Source organism: Lutibacter sp. (assembly GCF_033723435.1).
Classification (GTDB): Bacteria; Bacteroidota; Bacteroidia; order Flavobacteriales; family Flavobacteriaceae; genus Lutibacter.
The window spans coordinates 360,309-373,884 of sequence record NZ_JAWVXC010000002.1; the positions used below are offsets into that span (position 1 = coordinate 360,309).

Consider the following 13,576-nt stretch of genomic DNA (forward strand, 5'->3'; position numbering starts at 1 on the left):
ATTAAAATGGAAATAAAAAAAGAAAACAGACAGTGGTTAGATAATTTAAATTTACCGCATCCAATTGTAATAGCAGGTCCTTGTAGTGCTGAAACGGAAAAACAAGTTTTAGAAACAGCACATTTACTAAAAAACACCGATACAAATGTTTTTAGAGCGGGTATTTGGAAGCCTCGTACACGTCCAGGAGGATTTGAAGGGGTTGGGGAAATAGGATTACCTTGGTTACAGAAAGTAAAAGAAGAAACAGGATTGTTAACTACAACAGAAGTTGGAAATGCACACCATGTAGAACTAGCATTAAAACATAAGGTAGATATTTTATGGATTGGCGCTAGAACTACTGTAAATCCATTTGTTACTCAAGAAATTGCAGATGCATTAAAAGGAGTGGATATTCCGGTTTTAGTTAAAAATCCGGTAAACCCAGATTTACCTTTGTGGTTAGGAGCTGTAGAACGATTTTATGCTGCAGGAATACAACAGCTAGGGGTAATTCACAGAGGTTTTTCTACATATAAATCCACACATTATAGAAATAGTCCTAAATGGCAAATAGCTATTGAATTAAAAAAAGAATTCCCAAACTTACCTTTAATATTAGATCCATCTCATATTTGTGGAAGAAGAGATACTATTTTAGATGTTTCTCAAACAGCATTAGATTTAAATTATGATGGTTTTATGGTAGAAACACATATTGATCCGGATAATGCTTGGAGTGATGCAAAGCAACAAATTACCCCAGCCAGATTGGAAGAAATTACCAAAGAATTAAAAATACGACAACAACATAGTACTAAAGAAGAATTTCAACAGAAATTAAACTTGTTTAGAAGAGAGTTAGATTTAATAGATACTAACCTTATTGATTTATTAAAAGATAGAATGGGTATTTCTGCAGAAATAGGCGCATTAAAACATAAAGAGAATGTTTCTATTTTACAAAGTGCACGATGGGCTGATATTTTGAAAAATATGATTGAAAAAGGTGCAAAAAATGGATTAAATAAAGAATTTGTAGAGCAAATTTTTAAAGCAATCCACGTAGAGTCTATAAAAATTCAGCATGAAATAAAATAAATGAAAAAGCCGTTTGAAAGAATTTCAAACGGCTTTTGTTTATTACTTAATTAAGCGTTTAAAAATATAACGAGTTATAAAAATACCATTGCCATCACCTTTACCAGCATCACTTTCTACGGCACTTGTTACAAAGGCTAAATCCCAACCATCACTAACCATAGTATTTATTTTAGAGGTAATTAAAGCATCGTTAGTTGCAATATTTTGAAAACGAATTCCACCTAAATTATAAAAGTTCAATAGTTTTGTTTCATCAAAACCTTTAACTCTCATATCGCCTCTTTTTGATTTATTTCTACCGTTATTTTCTTCTGTTTGTGTAGAGGTATAATTTTTATAATCTCTATTGTCGTTAGCCGATATAATTCTAGAACGACCTAAGCCATTAGGGACAATAGATTCTACACTGGTTACTACTTTGTACTCATAACTTTGTGCCTGTAGGTTAATTATTGAAAACAAAACTACAGCAAACAGTATTAAACTTTTTTTCATTTAAATTATATTTTGGTTTATTAAATTGAATGCTAATATAGTTTATAATTCAATTATATTTGTGGATATTTAACATGCATTTAAGCATAATATATAATTAAAGCAAGTTTATAGTGAAAGGTATTGTTGCAAAATCTACTGGGAGTTGGTATGTTGTTTATAAAGAAGATGGCACTAAATTAGATTGTAGATTAAAAGGTAAATTCAGAATAAAAGGGATAAAAAGTACCAATCCTGTAGCTGTAGGTGATCATGTAAATTTTGATTTAGAAAACGATAAAAATACCGGAATAATAACTAGTATTAATGAACGCCGAAATTATATTATTCGTAAATCCGTAAACCTTTCTAAGCAAACTCATATAATTGCAGCTAATATTGATATTGCCTTTTTAGTAGTTACCATTAACAATCCGCCAACTTTTACCGGATTTATTGACCGATTTTTAGCTACTGCGGAAGCATATAATATTCATGCAGTTCTGCTGTTTAATAAAATAGATACTTATGCAAAGGAAGAGTTACAGAAGCTAGAAGAATTAGCATCTATTTACACTAAAATTGGTTATGCCTGTATTCAGGTTTCTGCTACCAAAAAGATTAATATTGATTTGGTTAAGGAAATGATGCAAGGAAAAACAACCATGTTTTCCGGACATTCAGGAGCAGGAAAATCTACTTTAATAAATGCTATTGAACCTAAATTAAACTTAAAAACAGCTGCTATTTCCAAGCAACATAAACAAGGCATTCATACCACAACTTTTGCGGAGATGTTTCCGCTAAGCTTTGGAGGCTTTATTATTGATACTCCAGGAATTAAAGGATTTGGTGTGGTAGATTTTGATGTGCAAGAGATTTCACACTTTTTCCCTGAATTTTTTAAAGTAAGTTCGAAATGTAAGTACAATAACTGTTTGCATATAAACGAACCGAAATGTGCAGTTAAAGAAGCTATAGCAGAAGGAGAAATTGCAGAGTCAAGATATAAAAGTTATTTGCAGTTAATGGAAGGAGATACAGAAAATTACAGAGTAGATATTTATGGATAAATGTTTAAAAGTATAAAGGTTTATGAGAGTTGTAATTCAAAGAGTTTCAAAAGCATCAGTAACGGTTGAAGATAAATTAATAAGTGCTATACAAAAAGGGCTTTTAATTTTAGTAGGCATTGAAAATTCTGATTCTATAGAAGATATTAAATGGTTAACTAATAAAATTGTTAATCTTCGTATTTTTAATGACGAAAATGAGGTAATGAATAAATCTCTGAAAGATGTAGATGGAGATACAATTATTGTTAGCCAGTTTACCTTACAGGCAAGTACAAAAAAAGGGAATAGACCATCTTACATAAAAGCTGCAAAGCCAGATGTAGCAATACCTTTATACGAAAAATTTATTCAGAATTTTGAAAGGCTATTAGAAAAAAAAGTTGGTACAGGAGAGTTTGGAGCAGATATGAAGGTAGCACTTGTAAATGATGGACCAGTTACTATTTTGATTGATTCTAAAAACAGAGAATAATTGTCCATCTAAAGGATTTTTTTTAAATTTAAACTCAAAAAAAAATCTATGAAAAGAAACAAGTATTCTATTGTTTTACTATTACTTATCACTATTTCAAGCTATTCTCAAAATAACATTTTTAGCGTTTTAAATATTCCTGAAAATCTTAGAAAAAATGCAAATTCTATAGTTCAAAAGGATGAGTCTTTAGTAACTATGGATTCACAAACTAGCTATACACTTAAATCTCAGCAAATTGTAACTGTTTTAAATAAATTAGGGGATGATAATGCATTAATTGCACTCTATTATGATAAAAGCAGACAAATTAAAAATGTGGTTGTTTATATTTATGATGCCTTTGGAAATGAAATAAAAAAAATAAAAAGAAAAGATTTTAAAGATGTAAGTGCGTATGATGGTTTCTCGCTTTACAATGATGGTAGATATTTATACTACAAATACATTCCATTATCTTACCCATACACAATTCATTCTATAATTGAAATTAAAAGTGAAAATACCGCAGGAATTCCTAGTTGGCGTGCAATTGATGGATATAACCAAAGTGTTCAATTAAGTAAATTTACCTTTAGATATCCTTTAGATGTAAAACTCAATAAAAAGGAATATAATTTCAACGGTTTTGACGTGAAATCAAATGCTATTAATGGCGAAATAAGTTACGAAGTAAAAAATATTCCAGCTATTAAGAAGGAACCTTATGCTCCTTCCTTTAGAAAAATAATTCCTTACGTACGTTTAAGTGTTAACAAGTTTAATTTAGAAGGAGTTAAAGGAATAGCAAATAACTGGAAAGAGTTTGGGAAATGGTATTATGATAATTTAATACAAGGCACACAAGCATTACCAGTAGCAACGAAAGAAAAAATTAAAAATTTAACTTCAGGTACTAATGACACTATTGAAAAAGCAAAAATTATTTATAACTACGTTCAAAATAAAGTCCGTTATATAAGCGTGCAAGTTGGAATAGGTGGATATAAGCCTATGCTATCAAGTGATGTGGACAGATTAGGATATGGAGATTGTAAAGCGTTAACCAATTACACCTCTGCTTTATTAAATGTTGTAGGAATTAAAGCTTATCCAACACTTATATATGCTGGAGAAGAAGAGAAAAGAAGTATTGATGCCCAAGTAGCTTCTCCTCAAGGAAACCATATGATTTTAAATTTACCTATTAATAATAAGAATATTTGGTTAGAGTGTACAAGTCAAAAAGTTCCTTTTGGAGAAATAGCAAGCTTTACTGACGATAGAGATGCTTTAGTGTTAACTCCAAATGGAGGAGAAGTAAAACATACTAGAGTTTATACTGCAGAGGATAATATGCAACAAACCAATGGAAACATGATTATTGATGATAAGGGAAACCTTAAAGCTCAGTTAACCATTAAATCTACTGGAACTCAATACGATTATCATTTAGGGAAGTATGATGGAGAAACTCCTAAAGAATTAGATGTATCCTTAAAAAAATATTTTTCGAACATAAACAATATTCACCTTTCAAAAGCAGAAGTAGCCAATAAAAAAAAGGAAGCAATTTATAAAGAAGATATAGCTTTTGAAGCATCTGATTATGCTTCATTTACAGATAGTCAAATGTTAATAAAAATAAATGCTTTTAACCGAAGATCAACTGTACCAAAACGAATAAGAAATAGAAAATTACCATTTGAAATTACAAATGGTTATAAAGATGTGGATTCTATTAATGTGCAACTTCCTAAAGCATTAAAAGTAAATTATATTCCAGAAAAAGTAGAGCTAAAAAATAAATTTGGAGAATATGTTATGGAATTAAAAAAAATAGATGAAACTCATTATTTATATGTTAGAAAATTAAAAATACTAGGAGGATTATTTCCAAAAGAAATGTACGATTCCTACAGAAAATTTATAAAACAAATACGAAAGTATGACAATACTAAAATAATTTTAACCAAATAAAAAAAATATGCAAAAGATAATATTCACCTTAATTTTATTCATCCTTAGTCAATTAGTTATTTCACAAAATTATAAAGTTGGAAAAATTTCAAAAAGTGAATTAACAGAAAAGGTATACCCTTTAGATTCTTCAGCAAATGCAGCTTTTTTATATAGCAAAAGAAATACATATTTTAAATATGTTCAAAATGAAGGATTCAAAGTGATTACGGAAATTCAAGAACGAATTAAAATATATAACCATGAAGGATATAAATGGGCTACGAAAGAAATAAGTTATTACAACCCTTCCATGAATGCTGAAAGAGTGACTATTTCAAATGCTAAAACGTATAGTTTAAAAGATGGAAAAATTGAAAGTTATAAATTGAAAAAAAATGATATTTTTGACGTGAAAGAAAATAAGTATTGGTCTACCAAAAAATTTACAATGCCAAATATAACGGATGGTTGTGTGGTAGAATGGACGTATAGAATTACTTCACCATATACCAGTATTGATGCTGTGCAACTTCAGTATGAAATCCCTGTTAAAAAAATTAGTTGTAAAATTGAAATTCCAGAATACTATGTTTATAGCATTAAGGAAACAGGTTATTTGCCTATCAATATTCAAAAATTACAAAAAAATAAAACTATTGTAATAAAAGATAAGACAAGATCAGGAGGTAAAGTAGTCAAAACGTATTACTCAACAAATAATATAAATTATATTTCAAATACTACTGTAATAGAAAATACAAATGTTCCAGCATTATTAAAAGAACCTTATGTTAATAATATAGATAATTATAAATCGGCAATTCATTATGAACTAGCTACAACAAAGTGGCCGAATAAGCCATTAAAAAATTACACGAAAAGTTGGGAAGATGTAGCAAAAACAATTAGTAAAAACAGTGAGTTTGGAGGTGAACTTAAAAAAACCTCCTATTTTAAAGAGGATTTAGATAAATTAAGAGCGAAATTCCCAAATAAAAATGAGTTGATGCTTGCTATTTTTGAATTTGTTAAACATAAAGTGAAGTGGAATAATACTTATGGAAAATATAGCTATAATGGTGTGAGAACCGCTTATAAAAAGGGAGAAGGGAGTGTAGCAGATATAAACTTAATACTAGTTGCAATATTTAGAGAGGCAGGCATACATGCAAATCCAATAATATTGAGTACTCGTTCGCATGGAATTCCAATTTTTCCAACTTTAAAAGGATTTAATTATGTAATTGCTGGTGTTGAGGTTGAAAATAATGTATTGCTTTTTGATGCTACTGAAGAGAATAGTATTCCTAACATTTTGCCAATTAGAGATTTAAATTGGAAAGGCAGAATAATTAGAGATAATGGAAGCTCAACTTGGGTTAATTTAATTACACAACCTGCTAAATTAAACACTACAGTGCAAGTTAAAATAAATGAAAACGGAGAGGTAGAAGGTTTAGAAAGAGCTCAATATATGAATTATGAAGCTTATTATTTTAGAAATACATATGGGAAAGTAAAAGATGAAGATATAATTAGTAAAATGGAAGAGGAGAATAGTAATATTGAAATTTCTGATTTTAAAATAATAAATAAGAATAATTTATATAAGCCAGCTACCATAATGTATAAATTTGATTCAGATGAATTATTAGATGTAGTAGATGATAAAATTTATTTTAAACCTTTACTTTTTATGGCAGAAACAAAAAATCCATTTAAACTTGAAACTAGAGATTATCCCATAGATTTTGGAATGCCAAATAATAATAAAAAAGTAGTGAGCATAACAATACCTAAAGGTTACGCTGTTGAATCAATACCTGAAAGTTTTGCAATAGGGCTTCCTAATAATTTAGGAGTATATAAATTTTCAGTAACTGCAACAGGTAATAAAATAAGTGTTATATCATTATTTAAAATTAATACACCAATAATTCCTACTGCATATTACCCTCAAATTAAAGAATTTTATAAACAAATGATTGCTAAAAATTTAGAGCAAATTGTTTTAAAAAAGGTATAAGTTTCTGTAAAAAAAATATTGTAAACACCTGATTTCAATTAATTAGGTGTTTTTTTGTATCATTGTTATAACTAAAAAATTAAAAACTATTTTATGAAGACTTCCTTAAAAAAATTTATGCTAAGTACATTTTTAATATTGGTAAGTGTTTCTTTTTACGCACAATCTAATAGTACATATACTATAGATAAAGTAAATTCTGTTATTCATTGGAAAGGGTATAAACCAGTTGGTTCTCAAGCGGGAACTATAAAGTTATTAAGTGGTTCAATAAATATTGAAAATAGTCAAATAGCAGGAGGGAAGTTTGTTGCAGATATGACTACAATTAAGGATAATAATGGTAGCGAAAGATTAGAAAATCATCTAAAATCTATAGACTTTTTTGATACAGAAAAATATCCAACTTCCAGTTTTACCATAAAAAACATTAAATATTTGAATGATGGAACTTTTTTAATTGGAGATTTAACTATAAAAAATATCACAAAACAAGTTGCTATTCCTGCTAGTATACTAATTAGTTCTAGTACCATTAAAATTAATACGAAAACTATAAAAATAAACAGAGCAGATTTTAATATAAAGTATAAATCAAAATCTTTTTTTGATAATTTAAAAGATAAATTTATTGAGGATGATTTTGATTTACAAGTAGATATAGTAGGAACTAATTAATTTTTAAAACTGCATTACTTTTTGTAGCTGAAAGTATAAAAGTACTTTGCACATTAGCTACAGAATCTAAAACCGATAATTTATTCTTTAAGAAGAATTGATAACTTTTCATGTCTTTTACAATTACTTTTAACAAGTAATCATAGTTGCCAGCTACGTGAAAACATTCTATAACTTCATTCATGCGTAAAACTGCTAATTCAAATTTATTTATTAATTCATTTGAATGTACCTGAAGCGAAACTTGACAAAATACTTCAATGTTAAAACCAACTTTTGATTTATTTATTATAGCAATATATTTTTCAATTACTCCTAATTTTTCTAGTCGTTTTATACGTTCGTAGGTTGGGGTTTGGGTTAAACCTACCTTTAAAGCAATTTCTTTAATATTGGTTTTTGAATTTAATTGTAGGATGTTTAAAATAGTTAAGTCAATAGTATCAAAAGAAATCATAAATAGGAATTTTTTCTAAAAGTATAAATTATTTTGAATAAATAAAGAAAATAATATGGTTAAATAAATATTAAATAGAAAATAATACTAAAAATATAAATTTATTCAGTTTAATACCTTGTAATGTTGTAATTTTATAATAAAAATAATAGTAATTATGAGCAATAAACCAGCCAATAAAATCCAAGATTTACAGTATTTTGGAGAATTCGGAGGTGTAAATCCTTCAATTTCAGATTCAGCAACGTACACGTTTTTACACGCAAAAACTATGCTCGACACTTTTGAAGGTCACGCAGAAGGTTGCTATTTATATTCTCGTCACTCAAGTCCCAGCAATTTATATTTAGGAGAAGCTTTAGCAGCTATGGAAGGTACAGAAACAGCTAATGTAGCTGCATCAGGTATGGGAGCTATAACTTCAGTATTATTACAAATTTGTGGAGCGGGAGACCATATTGTTTCAAGTAGAACTATTTATGGAGGAACTTATGCTTTTATGAAAAATTTCGCGCCAAAGCTAAATATTACTACTTCTTTTGTAGACATAACTTCCTTAGAAAGTGTTGAAGCTGCGATAACAGCAAATACTAAAATAATTTATTGTGAGTTAGAAAGCAATCCATTATTAGAAATTGCAAATGTACCTGAATTAGCAAAAATTGCTAAAAAGCACAATGTTAAATTGGTAGTAGACAATACGTTTACCCCTTTAATTTTTACGCCTAAAAATTTAGGTGCAGATGTAACTATTCATAGTTTAACTAAATTTATAAATGGTACTAACGATACTGTTGGAGGTGTAGTTTGTGGTAGTCAAGAGTTTATTAACGATTTGCGAAGTGTTAACGACGGAGCAGCTATGTTATTAGGCCCAGTGATGGATAGTTTACGTGCTGCCAGTGTTCTTAAAAACTTAAGAACTTTGCATATTAGAATGAAAAAACATAGTGAAAATGCTATGTACTTAGCAGAACATTTTGAAAAGGATGGATTAAAAGTGGTATATCCAGGTTTAAAAAGTCATAAAGATCATCAACTTTTTAAAACAATGTATAATAAAGAATATGGTTTTGGAGGAATTATGACGATTGATGTTGGAACTATAGAAAAAGCTAATGAACTTATGGAATTAATGCAAAAAGAAAATTTAGGTTACTTAGCAGTTAGTTTAGGATTCTACAAAACATTATTTAGCGCTTCAGGTACAAGTACTTCTTCTGAAATACCTGAAGAAGAACAAGTTAAAATGGGACTTTCAAATGGTATTATTCGTTTTTCTATTGGATTAGATAATGATATTGAAAGAACCTACCAATCTATGAAAGAATGTATGAAAAAGGTTGGTGTTTTAAATATAAAACAAGAAAGTGTTTTATAATTAATAATAACCTGTTTAGGGTTAAGCCTTACTCAATTTTGAGTAAGGTTTTTTTTTGCATAACCTTCTATTTTTATGTATCATTACATTTCTAAATTAAAACTATGCCTAAAAACGATAACCTTACACAATTTAAAGCTGGAGATATAACTATTGTTGAAAATAAAGATTTAAATATTTGGAAAGCGTTATTGCCAGTATTTGTATTAGTAGCTTTATTAGCTTTTAATGTTTTTGTATATGGCGATGATGCTTTAAGTGGAAGTAATCAATTTATTTTATTAATGGGAGCTGCAGTTGCGGCAATGGTTGGTTTTACAAATAAAGTTTCCTATAAATTAATGATAGAGGAAGTAGCTGAAAATGTAAAATCAACAACAGGTGCTATATTAATATTGCTAATGGTTGGCGCATTAGCAGGAACTTGGCTAATAAGTGGTGTAATACCTTCTATGATTTATTATGGATTACAAATTTTAAGTCCTACCATTTTTTTAGCGGCATCTTTAATAATTTGTATAATCGTTTCTACTGCAACTGGAAGTAGTTGGACTACATCTGCAACTATGGGAATAGCATTAATGGGTATAGGAAGTGCTTTAGGAGTTCCTCCAGGAATGACTGCCGGAGCTGTTTTATCTGGTGCTTATTTTGGCGATAAAATGTCTCCTTTATCCGATACTACTAATCTAGCACCAGCAATGGCTGGAGGGGATATATTTGAACATATAAAATATATGACCATTACTACGGTTCCAACCATTACTATAACCTTAATTGTTTTTATAATTTTAGGTTTTACAATTGATACCGTTGGTACTGCTAATACACAAGTAATGTTAACTGGAATTAAAGCTTCATTTCATGTTACGCCTTTGCTTTTTATTGTTCCATTAGTAGTTATAGTTTTAATTGTAAAAAAAACATCTCCTTTAATTGCTTTAATTATAGGTACGTTACTGGGAGGATTATTTGCTATTATTTTTCAAAGTGCAATTATTTGGAATCAAGGTTTACGATATCAGGTAACTAAAGTTCCTGAGAAATACTCTAAGATGGTTACTTGGGATAACATAACTAATAATCATTATCAAACACCAGGAACTTACAAATTAGTTACAAAAGCAGATAATATTACGTTACAAAATCCTGTATTATTTACGTTACCAGAATCTAATAAAAAAGTAAGCCAAATATTTAAAGGAAGCACCACTATTTTAGAAGACGGAAAAGTTGTTGGGGAATTAAAGGTTACTGCAAAGCCAACTTCATTTTTTACCACGGCTTATTTTGCCGTAATGAATGCAATGACTGTGCCGACTTCTATAAATACTAAAAGCAAAAAATTAAACGATTTATTTTCGTCAAAAGGAATGGGAGGAATGTTAGGTACTATTTGGCTTATTTTGTGTGCTATGACTTTTGGCGGCGTTATGGATGCTATTGGGGCTTTAGCTAAAATAAGTAGTGCTATTTTAAATTTATTTGACTCTATTTTTGGTCTTTTTGCAAGTACGGTATTCAGTTGTATTGCGTTGAATGTAACTGCATCCGATCAATATTTAGCAATTGTTGTGCCAGGTAAAATGTATGCAAAAGCGTTTAAAGATAAAGGTTTGGCACCAGAAAATTTGAGTAGAACTTTAGAGGATGCAGGAACAGTAACTTCAACATTAGTGCCTTGGAACACAGGCGGAGCTTATCAGTCTGGAGTATTAGGCGTTAGTGTTCATGAATATTTTATATATGCAATATTTAATTGGTTAAGTCCAATTATGACATTAATATTTGCTGCATTTAAAATAAAAATTAAAAAACTAGTGGTTAAATAAAGAAATTCCAAACTAATCCAAACCTAACAGTTAAATCACGGTATGGATAATTTGGAGCAGAATAATAATTTCTTCCAGTAAAACTTGCGCTAAAATTTTCCACTTTTAAAAATAATCTGGTTCTTTTAATTTGAGCATTAGCAAAAAAATCGAGTATAGGATAATTACCTATTTTAGAATTGTTTTGTAAAACAAATTCACTTAACAGCGGATTATATGCGTTTGCCTTAAATGCAGAAAAATACTTAACAGTAACACCTGTTTGTAAATACATTGGCTTACCTTTAAATACGTAGGAAGAATAATATAAAGAGTTACGAGTTATAATATCTGGAACTCTAAAAAAATCAGCGCCATTGATAACTTTTTGATATAATATGGTATTGGTAAGCGTAAACTTTTTATAATGAAGTGCTTTTTCTGCTTTCACTCTAAAATAATTTAAAGTTTTGGAAGTTTGTGTCGGCTTTGAATTTTCATCAAAATACGTATAATTATTTACCGAATTATAACTTGCTTTAGCCATTCCCCATTTATTTGAATTTATTTCAAAACCAAGAGTTGCATATTTTTCATTACTAAAGTTGTTTGCCCAATTGTAATCTTTATAATCACTTTGGTATAACTGTTTATTAAAATTAGGTTCTTTTGAAGCGTAATTTGCAAATACCTGAATGTTTAAAATACTATCTTTTTTAAAAGATGCTGTAGCGTATAAAGAGCTTCCGTTTATATTTCCTGTGAGGATAGAAGAAGCTTTAGCTTTAAGATATACGTTGCCAAAATTAGTATTCCAATCTGCTGCTAGTGCCACGGCATTCCCTTTTAAATGATCTGGAATAGTAGCGCTGTTTAAATATAAAATACTTTTATAGTGGTAGTTGTAGTTGAAATTAGAAATGCTGGTTTTTAATATCCCTAAATATGGTAAAGTAAACTGTGCATATAAACTACTTATACTTTTTTGATATGAAGTATGATCCGCTATGGTACTTGAGTAAGAGTCTCCAAAAATAGAAGTAGTGCTAGTTTGATTAAAACGATAATGTTTAGTTTCGTATAAAAAGCTAGAGCCAATTTTTAAGCTAGTTTCAGGTTTTGATTTAACCAAAGTAGAATCTTTTTTTTGAGTTTGTGCGATGCTTTTTTTTGCTAAGAGCTCCTTTAATTTTGGCTTCATAATTCTAATGGAATCCTTTTTTGCTACTAATTTATCTTTACGCTTTAAGTTAGAATCTAATGAAGCTGCTTTATTAAGTGGAGGTTTTTTTGTTTTCGATTTTTTAATAACTACTTCCTTTTTATTTGTAAATAAAGCATAAGATTGATCCATATAATAGCGCTTTCCTTCAAATAAATTATCAGCATTGGTGTAATTTACATCCAATCGTTCTCTTTTAATATAATTAGGATCATTATTTTCAAAATAGATAATAGATTGGTCTGTTAACCCTCCATTTTCTTGATTAGAAAAATCAAAGGAATAAAAATGACCTTTAAGAAAATAGCGCTTGTTTTTAGTGTGGTAATTAAAGGAAGTTCTAAAATTACCGTGACTTGCTAGTGTATTTCTGTATCTGCCTAAAGACCGTAAGCCTTTATAGCCAATAGCAATATTAAATTGTTTAGAAGTGTTTAACGTTAAAAAAGCATCCAGTACTTGCCCTTGTTGCAAACCAGTTCTGTACATTAGCTCAGAAGTTGGTGTTGGAACATAATAATACTTAATATCATTTAAGTTATAGTAATTAAATTGTTTGGCTGAAAATCCAACATCCGGTAAGCTACTTTCATTTTCGAAAGAATAAGCTAAAGTAGAATAAGTTTCTCCTTGATTATGAAAAGGTAATAACTCAAAATTATCTTTACGAATATAATTAAATTTATAATCTTTTTTAATGGTTAATGTAGTATCAATTATAGTAGTATCGTTATTAATAGAAATTATTTTGTAATCTTTATAATTGGTTTTACCATTTAGTTCAATTTTAACTTCTTTATTAAATGAGGTACTGTCTTTTGAAAACAAACCATTATCTCTAGAAGGTCTTATAATTTGTGCCTGTATAGTTGTAAAAGCAAAAATTCCAAAAAAGAAAACTAAAATTAATTTTTTCATACAAAGGTTTAAGTCGCAAAGGTAAAATATTTGA

11 protein-coding genes are annotated in these 13,576 nt (G+C 28.9%); 8 read left to right on the top strand and 3 right to left on the bottom strand.

Annotated elements, in window-relative coordinates; genetic code table 11:
• Positions 1-6 precede the first annotated feature (6 nt).
• Positions 7-1,083 carry a bifunctional 3-deoxy-7-phosphoheptulonate synthase/chorismate mutase type II gene (locus tag R3342_RS04575; RefSeq protein ID WP_318938497.1) on the top strand — a complete coding sequence of 359 codons (1,077 nt, stop codon included), beginning with the start codon at positions 7-9 and terminating at the stop codon, positions 1,081-1,083.
• 42 nt (positions 1,084-1,125) lie between these two features.
• Here the strand turns inward: R3342_RS04575 and R3342_RS04580 are convergent, their stop codons facing one another.
• The gene (locus R3342_RS04580) at positions 1,126-1,581 is read right to left on the bottom strand and encodes a hypothetical protein (protein ID WP_318938498.1); all 456 of its coding nucleotides are present in this window, start codon (positions 1,579-1,581) and stop codon (positions 1,126-1,128) included.
• 113 nt (positions 1,582-1,694) lie between these two features.
• Here R3342_RS04580 and rsgA point away from each other — a divergent pair, with 113 nt between their 5' ends.
• The 5 genes from rsgA to R3342_RS04605 all read left to right on the top strand — a co-directional run bounded on the left by rsgA (position 1,695) and on the right by R3342_RS04605 (position 7,753).
• Positions 1,695-2,633, top strand: a complete 939-nt coding sequence (gene rsgA / locus R3342_RS04585) for a ribosome small subunit-dependent GTPase A (protein ID WP_318938499.1) — start codon at positions 1,695-1,697, stop codon at positions 2,631-2,633.
• 22 nt (positions 2,634-2,655) lie between these two features.
• Positions 2,656-3,108 carry a D-aminoacyl-tRNA deacylase gene (dtd, locus tag R3342_RS04590; protein ID WP_318938500.1) on the top strand — a complete coding sequence of 151 codons (453 nt, stop codon included), beginning with the start codon at positions 2,656-2,658 and terminating at the stop codon, positions 3,106-3,108.
• A gap of 48 nt (positions 3,109-3,156) precedes the next feature.
• Positions 3,157-5,067 carry a DUF3857 domain-containing transglutaminase family protein gene (locus tag R3342_RS04595; RefSeq protein WP_318938501.1) on the top strand — a complete coding sequence of 637 codons (1,911 nt, stop codon included), beginning with the start codon at positions 3,157-3,159 and terminating at the stop codon, positions 5,065-5,067.
• Positions 5,068-5,074: 7 nt separating this feature from the next.
• A complete protein-coding gene (locus R3342_RS04600; RefSeq protein ID WP_318938502.1) occupies positions 5,075-7,075 on the top strand; it encodes a DUF3857 domain-containing protein in 2,001 nt (666 codons plus the stop codon).
• A gap of 93 nt (positions 7,076-7,168) precedes the next feature.
• Positions 7,169-7,753 (top strand): YceI family protein, encoded by a 585-nt coding sequence (locus R3342_RS04605; protein WP_318938503.1) that lies wholly within the window; start codon positions 7,169-7,171, stop codon positions 7,751-7,753.
• Here R3342_RS04605 and R3342_RS04610 read toward each other — a convergent pair.
• Positions 7,746-8,210 carry an Lrp/AsnC family transcriptional regulator gene (locus R3342_RS04610; protein ID WP_318938504.1) on the bottom strand — a complete coding sequence of 155 codons (465 nt, stop codon included), beginning with the start codon at positions 8,208-8,210 and terminating at the stop codon, positions 7,746-7,748. The genes R3342_RS04605 and R3342_RS04610 overlap by 8 nt on opposite strands.
• Before the next feature lie 157 nt (positions 8,211-8,367).
• Here R3342_RS04610 and R3342_RS04615 point away from each other — a divergent pair, with 157 nt between their 5' ends.
• Together R3342_RS04615 and R3342_RS04620 are read left to right on the top strand one after the other, a co-directional pair.
• Positions 8,368-9,591: an aminotransferase class I/II-fold pyridoxal phosphate-dependent enzyme gene (locus R3342_RS04615; RefSeq protein ID WP_318938505.1), complete on the top strand. Its 1,224-nt coding sequence runs from the start codon at positions 8,368-8,370 to the stop codon at positions 9,589-9,591.
• Positions 9,592-9,695: 104 nt separating this feature from the next.
• Positions 9,696-11,423 (top strand): Na+/H+ antiporter NhaC family protein, encoded by a 1,728-nt coding sequence (locus R3342_RS04620; protein WP_318938506.1) that lies wholly within the window; start codon positions 9,696-9,698, stop codon positions 11,421-11,423.
• On the opposite strand, the gene R3342_RS04625 is transcribed toward R3342_RS04620, so the two are convergent.
• Positions 11,416-13,542 (bottom strand): putative porin, encoded by a 2,127-nt coding sequence (locus R3342_RS04625; protein WP_318938507.1) that lies wholly within the window; start codon positions 13,540-13,542, stop codon positions 11,416-11,418. The two genes, R3342_RS04620 and R3342_RS04625, sit on opposite strands and share 8 nt — an antisense overlap.
• Between the last annotated feature and the right edge of the window lie 34 nt (positions 13,543-13,576).